Here is a 25,434-nt window from a genome sequence, read left to right as displayed (position 1 = left end):
GGTGTGTAAGCGCAGTAATGCGTTCAGCTAACCGATACTAATTGCCCGTAAGGCTTGATCCTATAACAAGTCTGTCTTAGCAGAACTTGTTGATTCTCGTGTGCGATACACACAACCTGATTACTGCTTCTTCCAAGATTGGTTGCGCTGCGAAGCAACGCAACAACCCTCTTTGCCTGATGACCATAGCGAGTCGGTCCCACCCCTTCCCATCCCGAACAGGACCGTGAAACGACTCCACGCCGATGATAGTGCGGATTCCCGTGTGAAAGTAGGTAATCGTCAGGCTCCCTAAGCCGAACCCCCGCCCGACCAGGCGGGGGTTTTTGCATTTGTGCGGCGGAAATCACTACCGCATCAATCGCAACATCAAATCCCCTCAATCGCCCCTATCTCCAGCGATTCAATCGATTATTGATCGCATCTTCGATCAAGATCGCAACTTGCCCTCCGCAACGTATCGTCAAGCGCGATTGTGCGACCAGCTCCACTTCCTGGAGCCGGGCACCTCGCCCCGTCTTCGGTCAGGTAATCCAAAATCGGTGCGAAATGGGCGCTTTATTCGGCGGGGCCACGTAAAATTTGCGAATCCCCATCTCTGCATTCAAAACGATGAACGCCGCCACCCAGGTAGCCCGGGCTGTTTGCCCGCATGATTGTCCGGACACGTGCGCCATGCGAGTGACCGTCGAGAACGGCAAGGCAATCAAGGTCACGGGCGATCCCGACCATCCGCCGACGCAGGGTGTGTTGTGTACGAAGGTCAGCCGATACGCGGATCGCGTTCATCACCCCGATCGCCTCACTGTCCCGCTCAAGCGGGTCGGCCCGAAGGGAGAAGGGCGCTTCATGCCGATCAGCTGGAGTGAGGCGTTCGACGAGATCGGACGCCGCCTCGGTGAAATCGCCGCACGCGCGCCGGAAGCGATCGTGCCGTACAGCTATGCGGGAACGATGGGGCTCGTGCAAGGCGAAGGCATCGCCCAGCGCTTCTTCCACACGCTCGGCGCCTCGCGGCTGGAGCGGACGATCTGCGCGGCAGCCGGCGCAGCGGGGCTGCGATACACATACGGCGGCAGTGTCGGCATGCACCTTGAATACTTCGAGGAAAGCGAGCTGATTCTGATATGGGGCGCGAATCCGATTGCATCGAGCCTGCATTTCTGGACCCGCGCGCAGGAAGCGAAGCGCCGTGGCGCGCGTCTTGTCGCGATCGACCCATATCGTTCGCTGACCGCAGAGAAATGCCATCAGCACATCGCACTGAAACCCGGTACCGATGGTGCGTTTGCGCTCGGCATGATGCATGTGCTGATTACCGAAAACCTGCTCGATCACGATTACATCGCCGACCACACGCTCGGCTTCGACGCGCTCAAGGCGCGCGCGATGTCCTATCCGCCGGCACGCGTGGCGGAGATCTGCGGCATAGATGCGTCGGTGCTGATCGATCTTGCGCGTCGCTACGGCGCTACCCGGAAGGCAGCGATCCGCCTCAACTACGGCATGCAGCGTGTTCGCGGCGGCGGCAATGCCGTGCGCGCGATTGCCAGCCTGCCGGCGCTGACGGGGGCGTGGCGCGATCGGGCAGGCGGCCTGCTGCTGTCGTCGTCGGAATCGGCGCCCGTCAATCAGGCGGCGCTGCTGCGTCCGGACCTGATGCCGGGTTGGCCGCACAAGCTGCCTCGTATCATCAACATGAACGCGATCGGCGACGCGCTGCTGCATCCGGGAGACGCGACGTTCGGGCCGAAAGTCGAAGCAGTGATCGTGTACAACTCGAATCCGGTGGCGGTTGCGCCGGACTCGTCGAAAGTCGCCGCGGGCTTCGCGCGCGACGATTTGTTCACGGTCGTTCTCGAGCACTTCAAGACAGATACGGCCGATTTCGCCGACATTGTATTGCCGGCAACCACACAGCTCGAACATCTGGATGTCCATAAATCGTATGGCCATACCTATGTGATGGCGAACCTGCCGGCGATTCCGCCGGTGGGAGACGCGCGGCCGAACACGGAGATCTTTCGCGGGATCGCGCGCAGCATGGGCCTTGACGAGCCCGCGCTCTATCACAGCGACGAAGAGGTCGCGCGCGCGGCGCTTCGCTGGGACGATCCGGCGCTCGACAGCGACTGGGACACGCTGAAGCGGGCCGGCTGGCTGAAGCTCAAGCTGCCGGAGGCGCCGTTCGCGAATGGCGGTTTCCGCACGCCCTCCGGCAAGTGCGAGTTCTACAGCCCGCGGCTCGAGCAGATGGGCACGGATCCCGTTCCCGACTACCTGCCGCCGTTCGAATCCACCGAAGCCGCGCCCGAGCTCGCCGCACGCTATCCATTGGCGATGATTTCGCCGCCGGCCCGCCACTTCCTGAATAGCACGTTCGTAAACGTCGACAGCCTGCGTTCGACGGAAGGCGAGCCGCACCTCGACATGCATCCGTCCGACGCCAGCGCTCGCGGCATCGCAGAGGGCGACGTCGTCCGCATCTTCAACGACCGCGGCTCGATGCAGGCGCGCGCGCGAATCACCGATCGCGCGCGTGCCGGGCTCGTCGTCGGGCTGTCGATCTGGTGGAAGAAACTGTCACCGGACGGCAAGAACGCGAATGAGGTGACGAGCCAGGCGCTGACCGATCTGGGCAATTCGGCGACGTTTTACGATTGTCTTGTGGAAGTTGAGCGAATTTGATCGAATATCGCCGTATGATCAGACGAAATTGACACGCAAGTTCGAAGTGGACATCTAACCCTGTTGTCTCGGGGCGGGGGAGCCGTTACGATGCGTTTTAGCACGACCATTCGAAAATCTGTGAGGAGACGCGCGGTATGGACAAAATTTGGCTGAAATCGTACCCACCCGGCGTTCCAGCCGAAATCGACCCCTCTCCTTATCCGTCCGTCCCGGACCTGCTCGACGAAAGCTTCCGGCAGTATCGCGACCGTACCGCGTTCGTTTGCATGGGCAAGCGCATCACGTACGGCGAACTCGACAGGCTGTCGCGTCAGTTCGGCGCTTGGCTGCAGTCCCGCGGCCTGGCTCGCGGGGCGCGCGTCGCGATCATGATGCCGAACGTGCTGCAGTACCCGCTGACGATCGCTGCGGTCCTGCGCGCCGGCTATACCGTGGTCAACGTCAATCCGCTCTATACGCCGCGCGAGCTCGAGCATCAGCTGAAGGACAGCGGTGCGGAGGCGATCGTCATCCTGGAGAATTTCGCGTCGACGTTGCAGGCCGTCATCGCCAATACGGCCGTCAAGCACGTGGTCGTCGCATCGATGGGCGACTTGCTGGGCATCAAGGGATGGATCGTCAATTACGTCGTGCGTCACGTGAAGAAGATGGTGCCTGCGTGGCAGTTGCCGTCATTCACGCGCTTCAAGGCCGCGCTCTCGGAGGGCGCACGACAGGCGTTCAAGCCGCAGAAGATCGGCCCCGACGACATCGCGTTCCTGCAGTACACGGGCGGCACGACCGGCGTTGCGAAGGGCGCGACGCTGCTGCACCGGAACATCGTGTCGAACGTGCTGCAGGCCGGCGCCTGGCATCAGCCGGCCCACGACAAGTACCCCGACGTGAAACAATTCGTGACGGTTGTCGCGCTGCCGCTGTATCACGTGTTCGCACTGACCGTCTGCGGTTTCCTGACGATGCGCACGGGCGGCATGGGCGTCCTGATCCCGAACCCGCGCGACATCGCCGGCATGATCAAGGAACTGAAGGGTTACCAGATCTCGACGATTCCGGCCGTCAACACGCTGTACAACGCACTGCTGAACCATCCCGAATTCGATCAGCTCGACCTGTCGAAGCTCGTGATCGCCAACGGCGGCGGCATGGCGATCCAGGAAGGTGTCGCGAAGCGGTGGTATGAAAAGACCCACACTGCGATCATCGAAGGATACGGGCTGTCCGAAACGTCGCCGGTGGCGACCTGCAACCCCGTGACGGCCACCGAATACAGCGGGACGATCGGCTTGCCGCTGCCGTCGACCGAAGTTGCGATTCGCGACGATGCCGGCAATGACGTCGCGCTCGGCGAGCCCGGCGAGATCTGCATCCGCGGGCCGCAGGTGATGGCCGGCTACTGGAACCGGCCGGACGAGACCGCGAAGGTCATGTTCGCGGATGGCTTCTTCAAGACGGGCGACGTCGGCGTGATGGATGCGCGTGGCTACGTGAAGATCGTCGATCGCAAGAAGGACATGATTCTCGTGTCGGGCTTCAACGTGTATCCGAACGAAGTGGAGGACGTGGTGGCCTCGCATCCGGGTGTGTTCGAAGTGGCGGCAGTTGGCGTGCCGGACGAGCATTCCGGCGAAGCCGTGAAGCTGTTCGTCGTGAAAAAGGATCCGGCGCTGACCGACAAAGACATCCTTGCTTACTGCAAGGAGCGGCTCACCGGGTACAAGCGACCGAAGCTGGTGGAGTTCCGCACGGAGCTGCCGAAGACGAACGTCGGCAAGATCCTGCGACGCGAATTGCGCGACGGACGCGCGTAACGCACGCAACGATACGGTTGAACGAAAAGCCCGGCCTGTTGCCGGGTTTTTCGTTTGCGGCTGCGGCGGAGCGCTCGTTTCGTGCGGAGGCGGCGGCAAGCCTTGTTTTCGGGCTGACGGCTCGGGGCGGCGTACGCGACCCGCGTACCGCCAACTCGCCAACCCGCCAACCCGCCAACTCGCCAACCCGCCAACCCGCCAACCCGCCAACCCGCCAACCCGCCAACCCGCCAACGTCCCGCCCCGTCAGAAAAGAAAAAGGCGCCCGAAGGCGCCTTCAATATGCTGCGGCTTGTCAGACAAGCTGATTAGAACTTGTGACGGATACCGACGCGTGCTGCAACCTGGTTGCTGGTGCTCGACCCGGCCAGACCGTTGATCGCTGCCGTTGCCTTCAGGACGTTGCCGTTGGAATCGAGCACGTTGCCCGATGCGTGCTGGTACACGCCGATCACGTAGACGTCGGTGCGCTTCGACAGGAAGTAGTCGACGCCCAGCGAGCCCTGGTGGTACTTGGCTGCCGAATTACCGTTGATCTTGCTGCCTTGCGTGTAGTCGTACGCTGCGCCGAGGATCAACGCCGGCGTCAACTGGTACTTGAAGTTGATTTCGCCGTTGTTGAACGTCGCGGTCTGGTTCACGAACGGGCCTGCCGAGAAGCCCTTGAACTTCGTGTTCGAGTACGTCGCGCCGATCGTCGCTGCGCCGAACGTGTATGCGCCGCCTGCACCGATGACCTGGTACGTGTTCGCGTTGTTCGCGTACGCACCGTAGATCGGCGACGAGACCGACGACGACGTCGACCCGTTGTTGAACATGCCGCCGAACTGGTTCGGCGTGCGCGCGTTCAAGTAACCGACGCCAAGGACCAGCGGGCCGTTGTTGTAGCCTGCGCCGAGCGACCAGACCTGGTTCTTCGAGAACTGGCCAGCCTGGCCGCCGAAGCTGTACAGGCCGCCGAACGTGAAGCCGCCGTAGCTCTGGCTCGTGTACTTGACCGCGTTGTTCACGCGATACGCGTTGTTGAAGTTGTCGAGGTCGCCCGGGTGAGCGGCGATGTAGCCGCCCCACTGGTCGCCTGCCTCGAGCGGGCCGACGAAGTCGACGACGGAGTCGTACTGACGACCCAGCGTGACCGTACCGTACTGGCTCGACAGGCCGACGTAAGCCTGACGACCGAACATCAGGCCGCCCTGACCGAGCTTGCCGCTGTTCACGTCGAAACCGTTTTCGAGGGTGAAGATCGCCTTCAGGCCGCCACCGAGATCTTCGGTGCCGCGCAGGCCGAAGCGGCTGCCTTGCATCACGCCGCTGGCCATGCTGTACAGGTGCTTGCCGCCTGCGTTGTTGTTGAAGAGCAGGCCTTCATCGATGATGCCGTAAAGCGTCACGCTGCTTTGCGCATGGGCAGCGCCAGCGAACGCGCCCAGCGCGACGAGCGCGAGAAGCGACTTTTTCATTAACGGATCTCCAAGAATCACTGAATTTTTTTGGCGGGGCGGATAGTTATGTTCTGTTGACGGGCCCCATCAACTTCGCAAGAAGTCGCACGTAATGTAGCAAAGCCGTTTTTTGCCACAAAGCGAAATGCTGCAGCTCAACGCCGCTATGTTTCCTTTATGCAACAATGGTTAAAATCACGGGTTAACCGCAATTTCCGCTGAATAATCAAGTCGGTTACGCGGCGGACTCGTGCCTTTGCCGCGCGCAGCGGCACCTGCAGCCAGGAGAACAGGATGGTGTTGGATGAACTGATCAGCGAATTCGATCGCGGCCTGCGATCGCTGACCGGCATTAGCCGGATGAGCCGGCCGGTGCCTGTGCCGGCCGATACGCCCGACGTCGAACTGACGCCCGCCGAACGCGCGCGCGCGGCCGGGCTGATGCGCGTGAATCACGTCGGAGAGGTCTGCGCGCAGGCGCTCTACCAGGCGCAGAAGCTCACCGCGCGCACGGCATCGGCGAAGGCGATGTTCGAGGAGGCCGCGCGCGAGGAGGAGGATCACCTCGCGTGGACCGCGCACCGCCTCAAGGAACTCGATTCGCGCCCGAGCCTGCTGAACCCGCTTTGGTATGCCGGCGCGCTCGCGATCGGCGTGGCGGCCGGCGCGCTCGGTGACAAGGTCAGCCTCGGCTTCATGGCCGAGACGGAGCGGCAGGTCGAGAGCCACCTCGAAGGCCATATGTCCGAGCTGCCGGCGACCGACACCGCGTCGCGCGCGATCGTCGACCAGATGCGGATCGACGAGGTCAAGCACGGCAAGGCAGCGACCGACGCAGGCGGTATCGAGCTCCCGCTGCCTGCGCGGATGCTGATGCGCGCCGCGTCGAAAGTCATGACGAGCACTGCGTACTATCTCTGAGATTTGCGCCGGGGCGGCGTGGGACGCCGCCCCGGTTCGCCGCCCTCGATACCGTCCGCTCACTCCTCGTTTTCCCGCCCCCGAAAGCCCCGTCCGCACGCCCGTCTGGCCCGCCTTTCTCACGTATCACCTTCACAAGTTGCACTAGCTCATTCATTTATAACGGTTTTTGGAATGAGGGGTCGCATGAGCATGCGCGCGTAAGTCCTTGTTCTAACTAACAAAATTCGTCAAAAAAGCGGGCCGCTCCCTTGACCGTGCCACACCCTTCCTCTAAAGTGGGAGGCAGTGTGAGAAAGTGTATTTTTGTGTGATTTAGCAGGCTATTCCGGCTAAATTCTCAGCATTGAGCGGGTGCTTCGGTGCCCTGAACGGGAGAGCGGAAAGTGTTCCAAGGGGCGTCGGCGCTGACGCTCGATGCGAAAGGGCGGATGTCGGTGCCGGCTCGCTATCGCGAAGCGCTGCAAGGACAGGCAGAAGGACGGGTGACTGTGACCAAGCACCCGGACGGCTGCCTGTTGCTGTTTCCGCGCCCCGAATGGGAAGTGTTCCGCGCCAAGATCGCTGCGCTGCCGATGGACGCCCACTGGTGGCGGCGAATTTTTCTCGGCAATGCGATGGACGTCGATCTCGATAGCGCGGGCCGGATTCTTGTATCGCCCGAGCTGCGCATGGCAGCCGGACTGGAAAAGGAAGTCATGTTGTTGGGAATGGGTAGTCACTTCGAGCTGTGGGATTCGCAGACCTACAACGCGAAGGAGCAGGCAGCGATGGCGCAGGGCATGCCCGACGCGCTGAAGAATTTCACGTTCTGATTGCGGTGACGGAGACGCCCGCGATGGGAAATGAATTGCGGCATCGGACGGTGCTGTTGGATGAAGCGGTCGAGTCGCTCGTGACGCGGCCGGACGGCGTGTATGTCGACGGCACGTTCGGGCGCGGCGGCCATAGCCGCGCGGTGCTCGCGCGGCTGGCGCCGGCCGGGCGGCTGATCGCGTTCGACAAGGATCCGAGGGCGATCGAGACGGCGCAGGGCATCGAGGATGCGCGCTTCTCGATCGTGCACGACAGCTTTGCATCGATGCGCGACGCGCTTGCGGCGCGCGGCGTCGAGAAGGTGTCAGGGGTGTTGCTGGACCTGGGCGTGTCCTCGCCGCAGGTGGACGATCCGGCGCGCGGCTTCAGCTTCCGCGCCGATGGTCCGCTGGACATGCGAATGGATCCGACGCGTGGCGAGTCGGCGGCCGAATGGCTCGCGCGGGCTTCGGTGCAGGAATTGACGGAGGTGATACGGGATTATGGGGAAGAACGGTTTGCTTTTCAGATTGCAAAGGCGCTTGTTGCTCGCCGGGCAGAGTCCGACCGTCTTGGGCCTCTCGACACCACGGGCGAGCTTGCCCAAATCGTGGGTCACGTCGTCAAAACCCGTGAGAAGGGCAAGGATCCGGCAACCCGCACCTTTCAGGCTATACGGATTCACGTCAATCAAGAGCTTGCGGACCTGCAAGTCGTACTAGACGCGGCATTGTCGTTGCTGGAGCAAGGGGGGCGGCTGGTGGTCATCAGCTTTCATTCACTCGAGGACCGGATCGTCAAGCGATTCATGCAGGCGCACGCGAGCGCGCCTGCGGTCGATCGTCGTCTGCCGATTCGCGCCGTCGACCTCCCGAGCCCGCCGCTCAAGATCATCAGCCGCCAGTTTCCGAGCGAAGCGGAAGTCGCCGCGAATCCGCGCGCCCGCTCGGCCGTGATGCGCATCGCGGAGCGCGTCACGCCATGAGCCGCCTCAACATCTTCCTGCTGATCATCGTGATGGGTTGCGCGCTGTCGGTCGTCAACTCGACGAACCAGCAACGCCAGATCTTCATCCAGCTGCAGCGCGCGCAGTCGCAGGAGCGTCAGCTCCAGCAGGACTATGCGCAGCTTCAATATCAGCAGAGCGCGCTCTCGAAGACGTCGCGCATCGAGCAGCTCGCGAACGATTCGCTGAAAATGCAGCCGATCTCGACCGGCCGCACGCAATACCTGACGCTGCCGCCCGGCGCCGCGAAGGCGATCGACGCGCCGATCGCGGCATCGGCCGACACGACCGGCAAGGGCAAGGGGGGCGCGCGATGAAGCCGTCTCCGAAGCGCCAGAACGTGAAGTTCTCGTCGAGCCCAGTGCTTGGCGTCCATTTGCCGATGTGGCGCTCGAAGCTCGTCGTGTTCCTGCTGTTCATGGCGTTCGTCGCGCTGGCCGCTCGCGCGTTCTGGATCCAGGGGCCCGGCAACGCGTTCTATCAGAAGCAGGGCGAAAGCCGCTATCAGCGCACGATCGAACTGCCGGCGACGCGCGGCAAGATTCTCGACCGTAACGGGCTCGTGCTCGCGACGAGCTTGCCGGTGCGCGCGATCTGGGCGATTCCGGACGCGGTGCCGGACGATCTCGACGCGGACAAGATCAACCAGCTCGGCAAGCTCCTCGGCATGACGTCGAAGGAGCTGCGCGTGAAGCTGTCGGAGGACAAGGGTTTCGTCTACGTGAAGCGCCAGGTGCCGATCGACGTCGCCGACAAGGTCGCCGCGCTCGACATTCCCGGTATCTATCAGCGCAACGAATACAAGCGCTTCTATCCGGAAGGCGAGATTACCGCTCACCTGATCGGCTTCACGAACGTCGAGGACGAAGGGCAGGAAGGCGTCGAACTGGGCGACCAGAAGATGCTGTCCGGCACGTCGGGCATGCGTCGCGTGATCAAGGACCGGATGGGGCACATCGTCGAGGACGTCGCCGAGCAGATTCCGCCGCACAACGGCACCGACGTCGACCTGTCGATCGATAGCAAGATCCAGTACATCGCGTACGCGAACCTGAAGGCCGCCGTCGAGAAGTTCAAGGCGAAGGCCGGCGCGGCGATGGTCGTCGACGTGCGTACCGGCGAAGTGCTCGCGCTCGTCAACTACCCGACGTACAACCCGAACGACCGCTCGCGCATGACGGGCGAGCAGTTGCGCAACCGGATCATGACCGACGTGTTCGAGCCGGGCTCGATCATGAAGCCGTTCACCGTGTCGCTCGCGCTCGACCTGCACCGCGTGACGCCGAACACGCTCGTCGAGACGGGCAACGGGCATTTCGTGCTCGACGGCGCGCCGATCACCGACGACGCGGGTTTCGGTACGCTGACGGTCGGCGGCGTGATCCAGAAGTCGAGCAACATCGGCGCGACGAAGATCGCGATGACGATGCGGCCCGAGGAAATGTGGAATATGTATACGAGCATCGGCCTCGGCCAGGCGCCGAAGGTCGGGTTCCCGGGCGCGGTGGCCGGCCGTCTGCGTCCGTGGAAGAGCTGGCGCCGCATCGAGCAGGCGACGATGTCGTACGGCTACGGCCTGTCGGTGTCGCTGTTCCAGCTCGCACGGGCGTACACGGCGATCGCACACGACGGCGAGCTGATGCCCGTGACCATTTTCAAGACCGACCCCAATCAGCCGGTCGCGGGCACGCAGGTGTTCAACCCGACCACCGCGCGCGAAGTGCGTGCGATGCTCGAGACGGTGGTCGCGCCGGGCGGCACGTCGCCGGATGCGGCCGTGCCGGGCTACCGCGTCGGCGGCAAGAGCGGTACCGCATACAAGCACGAAGGTCACGGCTACACGCGCAAGTACCGTGCGTCGTTCGTCGGGATGGCGCCGATGCCGAATCCGCGCGTCGTGATCGCGGTGTCGGTCGACGAGCCGACCGCCGGCAGCCACTTCGGCGGCCAGGTGTCCGGCCCCGTATTCTCGGCGATCGCCGGCGACACGATGCGTGCGCTGAACGTCCCGCCGAACATGCCGATCAAGCAGCTCGTCGTGTCCGACGATTCGCCGGAATCCGCTCCCGCAAAGGGCCCGCAAAAGCTGGCCGCGGGGAGTGGCGCAAAGCATATGATCGTGTCCAGCACGACGCGTAATTCACCAGGAGTTGTTCGATGAGCGCCGCCCGCAGTTCCCATCCGGCGCATCAGCAGATCGCAGCCGCGCTCGCGTGGCTGCGTCAGCATGTGGCCCCCGCGGCGCAACTGCATGCCGACACGCGCAGCCTCAACGCTGGCGACGTGTTCGTCGCGTATGCGGTCGACGGGGCAGACAACCGCGCTTTCATCGCCGATGCCGTCGCACGCGGTGCGGCCGCCGTGCTGTATCAGCCGGAAGGGCTGACCGACGCGCAGACCGTACCCGTCGCGCTCGCGGTACCGGCGCTCGACCAGCTCGCCGGCGAGATCGCCAGCGGCTGGTACGGCGATCCGAGCGACAGCCTGCTCGCGGTCGGTGTCACGGGCACGAACGGCAAGACGTCGTGCACGCAATGGATCGCCGCCGCGCTGACGGCGCTGCACCAGCCGTGCGCGGTAATCGGCACGCTCGGCAGCGGGATGCCCGGCCAGCTCGTGCCGACCGGCTTCACGACGCCCGACGCGCCGCAACTTCAGCGCAGCCTCGCGCAATTGCGCGACGCGGGCGCACAGGCCGTGGCGATGGAGGTGTCGTCGCACGCGCTGCACCAGGGGCGCGTGAACGGAACGGCGTTCGACATCGCGGTGTTTACGAACCTCACGCAGGATCACCTCGACTATCACGGCACGTTCGACGCGTACGAGGCCGCGAAGGCGAAGCTGTTCGCATGGCGTGGCCTGCGCGCGGCGGTGATCAATCGCGACGACGCAGCCGGCCGCCGCCTGCTCGAGAAGCTGGCCGGCCGCGTGCGCACGATCGCGTACGGGATCGGCGATGTGCAGGCGCCCGACGCCGATCGCGAACTGGTCGCGCTCGACGTGCGCGCGACCGCGACGGGTACCGCATTCCGCCTGCGTTCGTCGTGGGGCGAAGCGGACGTCGAGGTCGGCACCCTCGGCACGTTCAACGTCAGCAACCTGCTCGCCGTGCTCGGCTCGCTGCTCGCGGCCGACGTGCCGTTTGCGGCGGCCCTCGCCGAGATCGAGCGGCTCGAGTCGGTCAACGGCCGGATGCAGCGGCTTGGCGGGCGGCTGCAGAACGACGAACCGCTCGTCGTGATCGACTATGCGCATACGCCCGACGCGCTCGAAAAGACGCTCGACGCGCTGCGCCCGATCGCCGCGGCGCGCGGCGGCCGGCTCGTCTGCATGTTCGGCTGCGGCGGCGATCGCGATGCGACGAAGCGTCCGCTGATGGGCGCGATCGCGGAGCGGCTCGCCGACGAAGTCGTCGTCACGAGCGACAACCCGCGCAGCGAAGATCCGCAGCACATCATCGACCAGGTCGTCGCGGGCATGACCGTGCCCGATCGCGCACGCCGTATCGAGGATCGCGCGAGCGCGATCCTGCAGGCGGTGCGCGGCGCCGCACGCGAGGATGTCGTCGTGCTGGCCGGCAAGGGCCACGAGGCCACGCAGGAAATCATGGGCAAGAAGCGCGCGTTCTCCGATCAGGATCACGCGCGGCTCGCGCTCGCAGCGCGCGCGACGCACGGCAAGGGAGGCGCCGAATGACGATGCTCAGTCTCGGCGAAGCCGCCCGCCTGATTCCCGGCGCCACCGTCCGCGGCGACGCGGGCGTCACGTTCGACCGCGTGTCGACCGACAGCCGCACGGTCGGCCCGGGCGACCTGTTCGTCGCGCTGAAGGGCGAGCGTTTCGACGCACACGACTTCCTCGGCGACGTCGCCGCGCGCGGGGCCGCCGCGGCGCTCGTCGCGCATGCGCCGGCGGGCATCGCGATGCCGCTGATCGAAGGCGGCGAAACGCGCGCCGCGCTCGGCGCGCTCGCGCACGGCTGGCGGATGCGATTCCCGCTGCCGCTCGTCGCGGTGACGGGCAGCAACGGCAAGACGACCGTCAAGGAAATGATCGCGTCGATCTTCGCGGCGGCGGTCGGCGCCGACGCGCGGCTCGCGACGGCCGGCAACCTGAACAACGACGTCGGCCTGCCGCTGACGCTGCTGCGCCTGTCGGCCGCGCATCGTCTCGCGGTGATCGAGATCGGGATGAACCATCCGGGCGAAACCGAAGTTCTCGCGCGCCTTACCGCGCCGACGGTCGCGCTCGTCAACAACGCGCAGCGCGAGCATCAGGAATTCATGGCGACGGTCGAGGCCGTCGCGCTCGAACACGCGGCCGTGATCCACGCGCTGCCGCCGGACGGCGTCGCGGTGTTCCCGGCCGACGATGCGTACGCGGGCATCTGGCGCGTCGCGGCGACCGGCAACCGGATCCTCGATTTCGCGTTGCACGACGCCGAACGCCAGAGCGACGCGCAGGTCGTCGGGCGCGTGCACAGCGGCGAACTCGCGATCGACACGCCGGTCGGCGCGGTCACGGTGCGGCTGCGTGCGCTCGGCGAGCACAACGCGCGTAACGCGCTGGCCGCGACGGCCGCGGCGCTCGGCGCCGGCGTCGAGCTGTCGGCGATCCGGCAGGGCCTCGAATCGTTCGAACCGGTCAAGGGCCGGCTGCAGGTGAGGCAGGCGAGCGTCGGCAGCCTTGCGGGCGCAACCGTCGTCGACGATACGTACAACGCGAACCCCGATTCGATGCGTGCCGCGATCGATATGCTCGCCGCGCATCCGGCGCCGCGCGTGCTGGTGATCGGCGACATGGGCGAAGTCGGCGACGAAGGGCCGGCATTCCACCGCGAAATCGGTGCGTACGCGCGCGAACGCGGAATCGATGCGCTGTTCGCGCTCGGCGACGCATCGCGCGACGCGTGCACCGCATACGGCGCCACGGCGCGCCATTTCGGCGACGTCGACGCGCTCGTGGCGGCGCTGCTCGCAGCCGGTTACGGCGCCCAGGCGACGGTGCTCGTGAAGGGCTCGCGGTACATGAAGATGGAGCGCGTGGTCGACGCGCTGACGAACCAACCCGCGGCGGGCACCGTGCCCGCCGCACACTGAGTAGAAGGAAGGAAGCATGCTGCTGGCGCTGGCGCAATGGCTGCAAGGAGACGCAAGCTTTTTGCGCTTGTTCACGTACCTCACGTTCCGTGCGGTGATGGCCACCATCACCGCGCTCGGGATCGGGCTCGTGTGCGGACCGTGGGTGATCCGCAAGCTGACGCAAATGAAGGTCGGGCAGGCCGTGCGCAAGGACGGCCCGCAGACCCACCTCGTCAAGTCCGGCACGCCGACGATGGGCGGCGTGCTGATCCTGATCGGCATCGCGGTCGCGACGCTGCTGTGGGGCGACCTGACGAACCGTTTCATCTGGATCGTGATGCTCGTCACGTTCGGTTTCGGCGTGATCGGCTGGGTCGACGATTACCGCAAGGTCGTCCACAAGGACCCGCGCGGGATGTCGTCGCGCGAGAAGTATTTCTGGCAATCGGTGATCGGGCTGTTCGCGGCCGTCTACCTCGCGTTCAGCGTGTCCGAGGCGAACAACGTGCGCGTGTTCGACCTGTTCATGGCGTGGGTGAGGAGCGGCCTGTCGATGGGGCTGCCGGCGCGCGCCGACCTGATGCTGCCGTTCCTGAAGTCGATCAGCTACCCGCTCGGCGTCTGGGGCTTCATCGTGCTGACCTACTTCGTGATCGTCGGCGCGAGCAACGCGGTGAACCTGACCGACGGCCTCGACGGCCTCGTGATCATGCCGGTCGTGCTGGTCGGCGCGTCGCTCGGTGTGTTCGCGTACGTGATGGGCAGCGCGGTCTATTCAAAATATCTGCTGTTCCCGCACATTCCGGGCGCGGGCGAGCTGCTGATCTTCTGTTCCGCGATGGGCGGGGCCGGGCTCGCGTTCCTCTGGTACAACACGCACCCCGCGCAGGTGTTCATGGGCGACGTCGGCGCGCTGGCGCTGGGCGGCGCGCTCGGCACGGTCGCGGTGATCGTGCGCCAGGAAATCGTGCTGTTCATCATGGGCGGCATCTTCGTCGCGGAAACGCTGTCGGTGATGCTGCAGGTGTCGTGGTTCAAGTACACGAAGAAGCGTTACGGCGAAGGGCGGCGGCTGCTCAAGATGGCGCCGCTGCATCACCACTTCGAATTGTCCGGCTGGAAGGAAACGCAGGTGGTCGTGCGTTTCTGGATCATCACGCTGATGCTGTGCCTGTTCGGTCTGACCACCCTCAAGCTGCGGTAAAGGAAAGGTAACAAGGATGTCTGGCGAGATGTTTGGAGATCGGCAACGGCCGATGGTGCTCGTACTGGGGCTCGGGGAATCGGGTCTCGCGATCGCGCGATGGTGCGCGAGGCACGGGTGCCGGCTGCGCATTGCCGATACCCGCGAGGCGCCGCCGAACCTTGCCGCGCTGCAGGCCGAAGGCATCGATGCGGAATTCGTCGGCGGCGCGTTCACGCCCGCGCTGCTCGACGGCGGCATCGAGCTCGTCGGGCTGAGCCCCGGGCTGTCGCCGCTGGAGCCGGCACTCGCGGCGCTGGTCGCGGCCGCGAACGAGCGCGGTATCGCGGTGTGGGGCGAGCTGGAGTTCTTCGCGCAGGCGCTGCGCGCGCTCGGCACGAGCGGCTACCAGCCGAAGGTGCTCGCGATTACCGGCACCAATGGCAAGACCACGACGACGAGCCTCACGGGCCTGCTGTGCCAGCGCTCGGGCAAGAAGGTCGCCGTCGCGGGCAACATCAGCCCGGCGATGCTCGACCGGCTCGCGAGCGCGATCGACGACACCGCGCTGCCCGACGTATGGGTGCTCGAACTGTCGAGCTTCCAGCTCGAGACCGCGCGCACGTTTGCGCCCGATGCCGCCGCGATCCTCAACATCACGCAGGACCACCTCGACTGGCACGGCAGCTTCGACGCGTACGCGCAGGCAAAGGGCCGGATCTTCGGCGCGACGACGACGCGCGTGCTGAACCGCGACGACGCGGCCGTGATGAAGTTCGCGCCGGCAGCCGGCGCGGCCGACGCGCCGCGCACGGTTACGTTCGGCCTGAACGAACCGACGCAGGACGGCGACTACGGGCTGTTGCGCGACAACGGTATCGCATGGCTGGTGGAAGCCGTCGATCGCGACGCGCCGGATGAAGCGGCGACGACGCGCCGGCGCAAGCGCGACGCCGCGCATACGCCTGACATCGCGCAGAAGCGCCTGATGCCGGCCGACGCGCTGCGCATCCGCGGGCTGCACAACGCGGCGAACGCGCTGGCCGCGTTCGCGCTCGCGCGTGCGATCGACCTGCCGGCCGCGCCGCTGCTGCACGCGCTGCGCGAATACCGCGGCGAAGCGCATCGCGTCGAAGTGATCGCGACGATCGACGACGTGGATTACGTCGACGACAGCAAGGGCACGAACGTCGGCGCGACGGTGGCCGCGCTCGACGGGCTCGCACAGAAGATCGTGCTGATCGCGGGCGGCGACGGCAAGGGGCAGGATTTCGCGCCGCTGGTCGCGCCGGTCGCGCGCTGGTGCCGCGCGGTAATGCTGATCGGCCGCGACGCGCCGGCGATCCGCGACACGCTCGCCGAAACGGGTGTGCCGCTCGCCGACCACGCGACGCTCGAAGGCGCGGTGCGCGCGGCGGCCGATCTGGCCGAGCCGGGCGACGCGGTGCTGCTGTCGCCCGCGTGCGCGAGCCTCGACATGTTCCGGAACTACGCCCATCGCGCGGAAGTGTTCCGCGCGGCGGTCGACGAAATCGCCATCGACAAAGGAGCGACGCCATGAGCTGGTCCGATCGCCTCGTCTCCCGTTTCAACGACCGGCGCGACACCGGCGGCAATGCCGCGGGCGGCCGCGTCGCATCGGCCACGCGCGCCGCGACGGGCGGCCTCGCGAGCGTCGTCAACGGCGTGCGCCCGAGCCGTTCGCGGATGCTCGATTTCGACTATTCGCTGCTGTGGGTCGCGATCGCGCTGCTCGGGCTCGGCGTCGTGATGGTGTATTCGGCGTCGATCGCGATGCCCGATTCGCCGAAATACGCGTCGTATCACGATTACGCGTTCCTGATGCGTCACTGCGTGTCGCTCGCCGTCGCGTTCGTCGCGGCGGTGATCGCGTTCCGCGTGCCGGTGTCGACCTGGGACAAGTACGCGCCGCATCTTTTCCTGATCGCGCTCGTCGGCCTCGTGATCGTGCTGATCCCGCACGTCGGCAAGGGTGTGAACGGTGCGCGCCGCTGGATTCCGCTCGGCATCACCAACATGCAGCCGTCGGAAATCATGAAGCTCGCGGTGACGATCTACGCGGCGAACTACACGGTGCGCAAGCAGGAATACATGCAGAGCTTCGCGAAGGGCTTCCTGCCGATGGCGTTCGCGGTCGGCCTGGTCGGCGCGCTGCTGCTGCTCGAGCCCGACATGGGCGCGTTCATGGTGGTCGCCGCGATCGCGATGGGCGTGCTGTTCCTCGGCGGCGTGAACGGCAAACTGTTCGGCGGCCTCGTCGCGACGGCGGTCGGCACGTTCACGATGCTCGTGTGGCTGTCGCCGTGGCGTCGCGAGCGGATCTTCGCGTACCTCGATCCGTGGGACGAGCGCTACGCGCAGGGCAAGGCCTACCAGCTCACGCACTCGCTGATCGCGTTCGGGCGCGGCGAATGGTTCGGCGTCGGCCTCGGCGGCAGCGTCGAGAAGCTGAATTACCTGCCGGAAGCGCATACCGACTTCATCCTCGCGGTGATCGGCGAGGAGCTCGGCTTCGTCGGCGTGCTGGTCGTGATCCTGCTGTTCTACTGGATCGTGCGTCGCGCGTTCGAGATCGGCCGTCAGGCGCTCGCGCTCGATCGCACGTTCGCGGGCCTGATGGCGAAGGGCATCGGCATCTGGTTCGGCGCGCAGACGTTCATCAACATGGGCGTGAACCTCGGGCTGCTGCCGACGAAGGGCTTGACGCTGCCGCTCGTGAGCTACGGCGGTTCGGGCATCCTGCTGAACTGCGTCGCGCTCGCGGTGCTGCTGCGGGTCGATTACGAAAATCGCGTACTGATGCGGGGAGGGAAGGTATGACCGCGTCGCAACGCACGCTGATGGTGATGGCAGGCGGCACCGGGGGCCACGTGTTCCCCGGGCTCGCGGTCGCGCACCGGATGGAGGCGGCGGGCTGGCGCGTCGTATGGCTCGGCAACCCGGCCGGGATGGAAGCGACGCTCGTGCCGAAGCACGGTATTCCGATGGAGTACGTGCGGTTCGGCGGGCTGCGCGGCAAGGGCCTGAAGACCAAGCTGACGCTGCCGGTCAACCTGCTGCGTGCATGCTGGCAGAGCCTCGGCGCGCTGCGCCGCGTGCGACCGGACGTCGTGCTCGGGATGGGTGGCTACATCACGTTCCCGGCGGGCGTGATGACCGCGTTGTCGGGGCGCCCGCTCGTGCTGCATGAGCAGAATTCGATCGCGGGCCTGACCAACAAGGTGCTCGCGAAACTCGCGAAGCGCGTGCTCGTTGCGTTCCCCGGCGCGCTGCCGCACGCGGAATGGACGGGTAACCCGATTCGCGCGGAACTTGCGCACATCGAATCGCCCCAGGCACGCTATGCGTCGCGCAGCGGCCCGCTCAACGTGCTGGTGGTCGGCGGCAGCCTCGGGGCGGCCGCGCTGAACGAAGTCGTGCCGCGCGCGCTGGCGCGGCTGACGCCGGGCGAGCGGCCGCGCGTCGTGCACCAGGCCGGCGTGAAGCACATCGACGCATTGAAGGCGAATTACGAAGCGGCCGGTTTCGCGGCCGGCGAAGACGTGCGGCTCGTGCCGTTCATCGACGACATGGCGGCCGCGTATGCGGCAGCGGATCTGGTGATCTGCCGGTCGGGCGCGATGACGGTGTCGGAGATCGCGGCGGTGGGCGTGGCGGCGCTGTTCGTGCCGTTCCCGTACGCGGTCGACGATCATCAGACGACCAACGCCGCGTTCCTCGCCGATGCGGGCGCGGCCGTGCTGGTGCAACAACGCGACCTGTCGGCGGAACTGCTCGCCGACTGGCTGCGCGGCCAGTCGCGGGCATCACTCGCGGCCATGGCGGAACGTTCGCGCGCGCTCGCGAAGCCCGAGGCCACCGACGAAGTCGCGCGCGTCTGCGCGAAGGCGGCCGGCGCGAACCTGGAACAACTGCAATGAAACACATCGTCAAACACATTCATTTCGTCGGGATCGGCGGCGCGGGCATGAGCGGCATCGCCGAAGTGCTCGTCAACCTCGGCTACGCGGTCAGCGGCTCGGACCTGTCGCGCAATGCGGTGACCGATCGTCTCGAGGCGCTGGGCGCGCGGATCGCGATCGGCCACGATGCGGCGAACATCGAGGGCGCGAACGCGGTCGTCGTGTCGACGGCCGTGCGCTCGGACAACCCCGAAGTGCTGGCCGCGCGCGCGAAGCGCGTGCCGATCGTGCAACGCGCGGTGATGCTCGCGGAGCTGATGCGCCTGAAGCAGGGGATCGCGATCGCCGGCACGCACGGCAAGACCACGACGACGAGCCTCGTCGCGAGCGTGCTCGCGGCGGGCGGGCTGGACCCGACCTTCGTGATCGGCGGCCGGCTGATCAGCGCCGGCGCGAACGCGCGGCTCGGCACGGGCGATTTCATCGTCGCCGAGGCCGACGAGTCGGATGCGTCGTTCCTGAACCTCTATCCGGTGATCGAAGTCATCACGAACATCGACGCCGACCACATGGACACCTACGGCCACGATTTCGCGCGGCTCAAGCAGGCGTTCATCGAATTCACGCAGCGCCTGCCGTTCTACGGCAGCGCGGTCGTGTGCGTCGACGATCCGAACGTGCGGCAGATCATCCCGTTCATCTCGAAGCCGGTCGTGCGCTACGGCCTGTCGCCGGACGCGCAGGTGCGCGCGGAAGACATCGACGCGCGCGACGGCCGGATGCATTTCACGGTGATCCGCGAAGGTCGCGCGCCGCTCGCGGTCGTGCTGAACATGCCGGGCCTGCACAACGTGCAGAACGCGCTCGCGGCGATCGCGATCGCGACCGACCTCGGTGTGGCGGACGACGCGATCCAGCGGGCGCTGGCGGAATTCAACGGTGTCGGCCGGCGCTTCCAGCGTTACGGCGAAGTGCCGAGCGCGGACGGCGGCCAGTACACGCTGATCGACGATTACGGTCACCACCCGGTCGAGATGGCGGCGACGATCGCGGCCGCGCGCGGCGCGTTCCCGGGCCGCCGCCTCGTGCTGGCGTTCCAGCCGCACCGCTACACGCGCACGCGCGACTGTTTTGACGATTTCGTCAACGTGCTGTCGACGGTCGATGCGCTGGTGCTGACGGAAGTCTATGCGGCCGGCGAGGCCGCGATTCCGACGGCCAGCGGCGACGCGCTGTCGCGTGCACTGCGCGCGGCGGGAAAGGTCGACCCGGTGTTCGTCGCGACGGTCGACGACGTGCCGGAGGCTTTGGCGAAGGTCGCGCAGAACGGCGACGTGGTGATCACGATGGGCGCGGGTTCGATCGGCGGCGTGCCGGCGAAGCTCGCGCAACACATTCAACAGAAGGCATGACATGAGCGGGATCGATCCGAAACGTTTCGGCAAGGTGGCGGTGTTGTTCGGTGGCGAATCCGCCGAGCGCGAGGTGTCGCTCACCTCGGGCCGCCTCGTGCTGCAGGGCCTGCGCGACGCTGGCGTCGACGCGCATCCGTTCGACCCGGCCGAGCGGCCGCTGTCGGCACTGAAGGACGAAGGCTTCGTGCGCGCGTTCAATGCGCTGCATGGCGGCTACGGCGAGAACGGCCAGATTCAGGGCGCACTCGATTTCTACGGCATTCGCTACACGGGCAGCGGCGTGCTCGGCTCGGCGCTCGGCCTCGACAAGTTCCGCACGAAGCTCGTGTGGCAGCAGACGGGCGTGCCGACGCCGCCGTTCGAGACGGTGATGCGCGGCGACGACCTGGCCGCGCGCGCGACCGACATCGTCGCGAAGCTCGGCCTGCCGCTGTTCGTGAAGCCGGCGAGCGAAGGCTCGAGTGTCGCGGTGCTGAAGGTGAAGACGGCGGACGCGCTGCCGGCCGCGCTCGAGGAAGCCGCGACGCACGACAAGATCGTGATCGTCGAGAAGAGCATCGAAGGCGGCGGCGAATACACCGCGTGCATCGCCGGCGATCTCGATCTGCCGCTGATCAAGATCGTGCCGGCCGGCGAGTTCTACGACTACCACGCGAAGTACGTTGCCGACGATACGCAGTACCTGATCCCGTGCGGCCTGCCGGCGCAACAGGAAGCGGAGCTGAAGCGCATCGCGCGCCGTGCGTTCGACGTGCTCGGTTGCACCGACTGGGGCCGAGCGGATTTCATGCTCGACGCGGCCGGCAATGCGTATTTCCTGGAAGTGAACACGGCCCCCGGGATGACCGACCACTCGCTGCCGCCGAAGGCCGCGCGCGCGGTCGGCATCGGCTATTCGGAGCTGGTCGTGAAGGTGCTGTCGCTCACGCTCAACGACTGACGCAGGAACGGAACGACGTATGTGGAACAACGTTCGCCAACTCAACCTTGCCGCCAGCGCGCTGTATGCGCTGCTGCTGCTCGTGTTGGCGGCGGCCGGCTGCTACTGGCTGATCCAGCGCCCGACGTTCGCGCTGCGGGAAATCCGGATCGACGGCGACACCGAGCACATCAATTCGCCGACGGTGCGCGCGGGCGTGGTTGGACGGCTGAAGGGCAATTTCTTCACGGTCGATCTCGACACGGCGCGCGCCGCGTTCGAGCAGATGCCGTGGGTGCGTCACGCGAGCGTGCGTCGGGTGTGGCCGAATGCGCTGGCTGTCACGCTCGAGGAGTACAAACCGCTCGGGACCTGGGGCAGCGATCAGCTCGTGAGCGTGGACGGCGAGCTGTTCACCGCGAACCAGGGCGAGCTGGAGCAGGAACTGCCGGCGTTCGACGGCCCGGAAGGCAGTGCGAAGGAAGTCGTCGCGCGGTATCGCGACTTCGGGAAATGGTTTGCGCCGCTGAAGGCGGCGCCGGAAGAGGTGACGCTGTCGGCGCGGTACGCGTGGACGGTGAAGCTGTCGAACGGCATGCAGGTCGAGCTGGGCAAGGAGCGCAACAGCGACACGCTGCATGACCGGAGCCAGCGTCTGGTGGCCGCGTGGCCGGCCGTCACGGAGCGTTGGGGCAACGACATCGAGTACGCGGATCTGCGTTATCCGAACGGATTCGCGATTCGCGCGGCGGGCATGCGGTTCCTGACCGATACCGACAAGCGCAAGAAGTAACGAGAGATCACACGCAAGAGCACTTTATGAGCAAAGACTACAAGGATCTGCTGGTTTCCCTCGACATCGGCACGTCGAAGGTGGTGGCCATCGTCGCCGAGCTGAAGGGCGAGGGCCACTACGAGGTGATCGGTCTCGGCCAGAGCGAGTCGAAGGGTCTGAAGAAAGGCGTGGTGGTGAACATCGAGGCCACCGTGCAGTCGATCCAGCGCGCGCTCGAGGAAGCCGAGCTGATGGCCGACTGCAAGATCACCAACGTGTTCACGGGGATCGCGGGCAGCCACATCCGCAGCTTCAACTCGAGCGGGATGGTCGCGATCAAGGACAAGGAAGTCACGCAGACGGACGTCGCGCGCGTGATCGAGACCGCGAAGGCGATCAACATCCCGACCGATCAGCAGGTGCTGCACATCCTCACGCAGGAATTCATCATCGACGGCCAGGAAGACGTGCGCGAGCCGATCGGGATGAGCGGCATCCGGCTGGAAGTGAAGGTGCACATCGTGACGGGCGCGGTGAGCGCCGCGCAGAACATCGTCAAGTGCGTGCGCCGCTGCGGGCTGGAAGTGAACGACCTGATCCTGCAGCCGCTCGCGTCGTCGCTCGCGGTGCTGACCGAAGACGAGAAGGATCTCGGCGTGGTGCTGGTCGACATCGGCGGCGGCACGACGGACATCGCGATCTTCGCCGAAGGCGCGATCCGCCACACGGCGGTGATTCCGATCGCCGGCGACCAGATCACGAGCGACATCGCGATGGCGCTGCGCACGCCGACGCCGGATGCGGAAGACATCAAGGTCGGCTACGGGATCGCGAAGCAGGCGCTCGCCGATCCGGACGAAATGGTGGAAGTGCCCGGCCTCGGCGAACGCGGCCCGCGCACGCTGTCGCGTCAGGCGCTCGCGGCCGTGATCGAGCCGCGCGTCGAGGAACTGTTCTCGCTCGTGCAGCAGGTCGTGCGCGAGTCGGGTTACGAAGAACTCCTGAGCTCCGGCGTGGTCATTACCGGCGGCGCGTCGATGATGCCGGGCATGGTCGAACTCGGCGAGGACATTTTCCTGAAACCGGTGCGCATCGGCGCGCCGGAATATGCAGGCGGCCTCGCCGACGTCGTGCGCAATCCGCGCTACTCGACGGCGATGGGGCTGCTCGTCGAAGGCAGTGCTCAGCGCATGCGCGGCCGCAAGGTCGCCGTGCAGTCCGGCAACGCGGGGCAAGTGTTCTCGCGGATGAAGGAATGGTTCCTGAGCAACTTCTGACAAACCGAATCGAAATTCGCGCTGGTGCCGGCGGCTGGCGCGCGACAGGGGGTTGCCCGATCTCCTGCCGAATAACGGCCGAGTAGCAGTCATTCTCTTGACGGAGGCAACAATGGAATTCGAAATGCTGGAAACCGAAACCAACGGCACCATCATCAAGGTGGTCGGCGTTGGCGGCGCTGGCGGCAATGCCGTCCAGCACATGATCAACCGCGGCGTGCAGGGCGTCGACTTCATCGTGATGAACACGGACGCCCAAGCGCTGTCGCGTTCGCGCGCATCGTCGGTGATCCAGCTTGGCAACACGGGGCTTGGCGCCGGTGCGAAGCCGGAAATGGGTCGTGCGGCAGCGGAAGAAGCGCGTGAGCGCATCGCCGACGCACTGCGCGGCGCGCACATGGTGTTCATCACGGCCGGCATGGGCGGTGGCACGGGCACGGGCGCGGCACCGGTGGTCGCGCAGATCGCGAAGGAGATGGGCATTCTGACGGTCGGTGTCGTCAGCAAGCCGTTCGAGTTCGAAGGCGGCAAGCGCATGCGCGTCGCCGAAGCAGGCTCGCAGCAACTGGAGGATCACGTCGACTCGCTGATCGTCGTCCTGAACGACAAGCTGTTCGACGTGATGGGCGACGACGCCGAGATGGACAAGTGCTTCCAGTGCGCGGACGACGTGTTGAACAACGCGGTGGCAGGTATCGCGGAAATCATCAACGTCGACGGCCTCGTGAACGTCGACTTCGAAGACGTGAAGACGGTGATGGGCGAGCAGGGCAAGGCGATGATGGGCACGGCGACGGTCGCCGGCGTCGATCGCGCACGCCTCGCGGCGGAACAGGCCGTGGCGAGCCCGCTGCTCGAAGGCGTCGATCTGTCGGGCGCGCGCGGCGTGCTGGTCAACATCACGTCGAGCCGTTCGCTGCGCCTGTCGGAAACGCGCGAAGTGATGAACACGATCAAGAGCTACGCGGCGGAAGATGCGACGGTGATCTTCGGTGCGGTGTACGACGACGCGATGGGCGATGCACTGCGCGTGACGGTCGTGGCGACGGGTCTGGGCCGTGCGGCGAAGAAGCAGCAGTCGGCTCCGATGACGCTGCTGCGCACGGGTACGGACAACCAGCCGGTCAGCGCGGTGTCGCACGGCTATGCGCAGCCGCATCACGTCAGCACGGCCGACTACGGCGCGCTCGACACGCCGGCGGTGTGGCGCAATTCGCGCGAAACCGCGGCATCGCACGTGCAGGCGCTGCAGGAGAAGGGTGTCGACACGTACGACATTCCGGCTTTCCTGCGCAAGCAGGCTGACTGACGCAAACACAGGCGAAGCCGCGGCGACACCGCCGCGGTATCGCCGGCGTGACGGATGCTACGGACCACGACAGGCCGCGTCGGATGCGACGCCGGGCCGGGAAAGGTGCCCTCTCCGCTCGAGCGGGGCGGGACGGGCCGTGCTGTCCGCAACACGCTGAAAAACCGTATCGCTATGAGGGACCAGCCATGATTCAAGTGGGCGACGCGCTGCCCGACGCGCAATTGTTCGAGTTCGTCGACGACGCGCGCGAAGGGTGCACGCTGGGGCCGAACGCCTACAGCGTGCGCGACCAGGTTGCGGGAAAGCGGGTGGTGATCTTCGGATTGCCGGGCGCGTTCACGCCGACCTGCTCGGCGCAGCATGTGCCGGGCTACGTCGAGCACGCCGAGCAATTGCGCGCGGCGGGGATCGACGAGATCTGGTGCGTGTCCGTCAACGACGCATTCGTGATGGGCGCATGGGGACGTGATCTGCACACCGCGGGCAAGGTGCGCATGATGGCGGACGGCAGCGCGGCTTTCACTCATGCGCTGGGGCTGACGCAGGATTTGTCCGCGCGTGGCATGGGAATTCGTTCCCTGCGCTACGCGATGGTGATTGACGGCGGTGTGGTCAAGACGCTGGCCGTCGAGGCGCCGGGCAAGTTCGAAGTGAGCGATGCGGCGAGTGTTCTCGCGACGTTGACGTCCTGATCGTGCGGTGCGCCGTTGCCTTCCGGCAACGCTGCTCGCCGGCCTCAGGGCAGTTGTAACACGGGCTGATGACCGGAAACGCCTCCGTTCCGGGCATCGGCCCGTCCCGTATCGGCGCGGGTAAACTGTCGAAACAGATTGATACGCAGTTTCGGACAGCGTCGAATAGGGAATTACGCTATAATCCCGCCTAT

General features: G+C 65.9%; 20 protein-coding genes and 1 rRNA gene. 20 read left to right on the top strand and 1 reads right to left on the bottom strand.

Going from position 1 to position 25,434, the window contains the following annotated elements; all coding sequences use genetic code 11:
* The first annotated feature begins 175 nt into the window (after window positions 1–175).
* From rrf to WS89_RS16450, 3 genes are all read left to right on the top strand, one after another.
* A 5S ribosomal RNA gene (gene rrf / locus WS89_RS16460) occupies window positions 176–288 on the top strand.
* A gap of 324 nt (window positions 289–612) precedes the next feature.
* Window positions 613–2,688 carry a molybdopterin-containing oxidoreductase family protein gene (locus WS89_RS16455; RefSeq protein ID WP_059791932.1) on the top strand — a complete coding sequence of 692 codons (2,076 nt, stop codon included), beginning with the start codon at window positions 613–615 and terminating at the stop codon, window positions 2,686–2,688.
* Window positions 2,689–2,825: 137 nt separating this feature from the next.
* Window positions 2,826–4,499 carry a long-chain fatty acid--CoA ligase gene (locus WS89_RS16450; protein WP_059500893.1) on the top strand — a complete coding sequence of 558 codons (1,674 nt, stop codon included), beginning with the start codon at window positions 2,826–2,828 and terminating at the stop codon, window positions 4,497–4,499.
* Window positions 4,500–4,807: 308 nt separating this feature from the next.
* Here the strand turns inward: WS89_RS16450 and WS89_RS16445 are convergent, their stop codons facing one another.
* Window positions 4,808–5,959 (bottom strand): porin, encoded by a 1,152-nt coding sequence (locus WS89_RS16445; protein ID WP_059500894.1) that lies wholly within the window; start codon window positions 5,957–5,959, stop codon window positions 4,808–4,810.
* 276 nt (window positions 5,960–6,235) lie between these two features.
* On the opposite strand from WS89_RS16445, the gene coq7 reads away from it, so the two are divergent.
* The 17 genes from coq7 (at window position 6,236) to WS89_RS16360 (ending at window position 25,240) form a co-directional block, all read left to right on the top strand.
* Window positions 6,236–6,862: a 2-polyprenyl-3-methyl-6-methoxy-1,4-benzoquinone monooxygenase gene (coq7, locus tag WS89_RS16440; RefSeq protein WP_059791930.1), complete on the top strand. Its 627-nt coding sequence runs from the start codon at window positions 6,236–6,238 to the stop codon at window positions 6,860–6,862.
* A gap of 386 nt (window positions 6,863–7,248) precedes the next feature.
* A complete protein-coding gene (mraZ, locus tag WS89_RS16435) occupies window positions 7,249–7,677 on the top strand; it encodes a division/cell wall cluster transcriptional repressor MraZ (protein ID WP_006487094.1) in 429 nt (142 codons plus the stop codon).
* Between the two features lie 23 nt (window positions 7,678–7,700).
* The gene (gene rsmH / locus WS89_RS16430) at window positions 7,701–8,642 is read left to right on the top strand and encodes a 16S rRNA (cytosine(1402)-N(4))-methyltransferase RsmH (protein ID WP_034206320.1); all 942 of its coding nucleotides are present in this window, start codon (window positions 7,701–7,703) and stop codon (window positions 8,640–8,642) included.
* Window positions 8,639–8,980, top strand: a complete 342-nt coding sequence (gene ftsL / locus WS89_RS16425; RefSeq protein WP_034206321.1) for a cell division protein FtsL — start codon at window positions 8,639–8,641, stop codon at window positions 8,978–8,980. Before rsmH ends, ftsL begins: the two co-directional genes overlap by 4 nt.
* The gene (locus tag WS89_RS16420) at window positions 8,977–10,824 is read left to right on the top strand and encodes a peptidoglycan D,D-transpeptidase FtsI family protein (RefSeq protein ID WP_059500896.1); all 1,848 of its coding nucleotides are present in this window, start codon (window positions 8,977–8,979) and stop codon (window positions 10,822–10,824) included. Before ftsL ends, WS89_RS16420 begins: the two co-directional genes overlap by 4 nt.
* Window positions 10,821–12,359, top strand: coding sequence for a UDP-N-acetylmuramoyl-L-alanyl-D-glutamate--2,6-diaminopimelate ligase (locus WS89_RS16415; RefSeq protein ID WP_059791928.1), 1,539 nt, complete (start codon window positions 10,821–10,823; stop codon window positions 12,357–12,359). Before WS89_RS16420 ends, WS89_RS16415 begins: the two co-directional genes overlap by 4 nt.
* A complete protein-coding gene (locus WS89_RS16410) occupies window positions 12,356–13,762 on the top strand; it encodes a UDP-N-acetylmuramoyl-tripeptide--D-alanyl-D-alanine ligase (RefSeq protein WP_059791926.1) in 1,407 nt (468 codons plus the stop codon). The genes WS89_RS16415 and WS89_RS16410 overlap by 4 nt, the downstream gene beginning before the upstream one ends.
* A gap of 16 nt (window positions 13,763–13,778) precedes the next feature.
* Entirely contained in the window at window positions 13,779–14,948 is a 1,170-nt protein-coding gene (mraY, locus tag WS89_RS16405; RefSeq protein ID WP_006477019.1) for a phospho-N-acetylmuramoyl-pentapeptide-transferase, read from the top strand.
* A 28-nt stretch (window positions 14,949–14,976) separates the two neighbouring features.
* Window positions 14,977–16,488, top strand: a complete 1,512-nt coding sequence (gene murD, locus WS89_RS16400) for a UDP-N-acetylmuramoyl-L-alanine--D-glutamate ligase (RefSeq protein WP_059791924.1) — start codon at window positions 14,977–14,979, stop codon at window positions 16,486–16,488.
* Window positions 16,485–17,768 carry a putative lipid II flippase FtsW gene (gene ftsW, locus WS89_RS16395; protein WP_059500900.1) on the top strand — a complete coding sequence of 428 codons (1,284 nt, stop codon included), beginning with the start codon at window positions 16,485–16,487 and terminating at the stop codon, window positions 17,766–17,768. The genes murD and ftsW overlap by 4 nt, the downstream gene beginning before the upstream one ends.
* Window positions 17,765–18,868: an undecaprenyldiphospho-muramoylpentapeptide beta-N-acetylglucosaminyltransferase gene (gene murG / locus WS89_RS16390; RefSeq protein WP_059500901.1), complete on the top strand. Its 1,104-nt coding sequence runs from the start codon at window positions 17,765–17,767 to the stop codon at window positions 18,866–18,868. Before ftsW ends, murG begins: the two co-directional genes overlap by 4 nt.
* Complete coding sequence (murC, locus tag WS89_RS16385; RefSeq protein WP_059500902.1) at window positions 18,865–20,262, top strand: UDP-N-acetylmuramate--L-alanine ligase; 1,398 nt, start codon at window positions 18,865–18,867, stop codon at window positions 20,260–20,262. The genes murG and murC overlap by 4 nt, the downstream gene beginning before the upstream one ends.
* Window position 20,263: 1 nt before the next feature.
* Window positions 20,264–21,205 carry a D-alanine--D-alanine ligase gene (locus WS89_RS16380; RefSeq protein WP_059500903.1) on the top strand — a complete coding sequence of 314 codons (942 nt, stop codon included), beginning with the start codon at window positions 20,264–20,266 and terminating at the stop codon, window positions 21,203–21,205.
* A gap of 19 nt (window positions 21,206–21,224) precedes the next feature.
* A complete protein-coding gene (locus tag WS89_RS16375; protein ID WP_059500904.1) occupies window positions 21,225–21,977 on the top strand; it encodes a cell division protein FtsQ/DivIB in 753 nt (250 codons plus the stop codon).
* Between the two features lie 26 nt (window positions 21,978–22,003).
* Window positions 22,004–23,236, top strand: coding sequence for a cell division protein FtsA (gene ftsA, locus WS89_RS16370; RefSeq protein WP_059500905.1), 1,233 nt, complete (start codon window positions 22,004–22,006; stop codon window positions 23,234–23,236).
* 112 nt (window positions 23,237–23,348) lie between these two features.
* On the top strand, window positions 23,349–24,545 hold the full coding sequence (ftsZ, locus tag WS89_RS16365) for a cell division protein FtsZ (protein ID WP_006477012.1): 1,197 nt from the start codon (window positions 23,349–23,351) through the stop codon (window positions 24,543–24,545).
* A 188-nt stretch (window positions 24,546–24,733) separates the two neighbouring features.
* Window positions 24,734–25,240 carry a peroxiredoxin gene (locus WS89_RS16360; RefSeq protein WP_059500906.1) on the top strand — a complete coding sequence of 169 codons (507 nt, stop codon included), beginning with the start codon at window positions 24,734–24,736 and terminating at the stop codon, window positions 25,238–25,240.
* Window positions 25,241–25,434: the final 194 nt, after the last annotated feature.

Source organism: Burkholderia sp. MSMB1072, assembly GCF_001524725.1.
GTDB lineage: Bacteria > Pseudomonadota > Gammaproteobacteria > Burkholderiales > Burkholderiaceae > Burkholderia.
The sequence above is the reverse complement of the archived record's forward strand: the minus strand, read 5'-3'. Positions and strand labels throughout refer to the sequence as shown.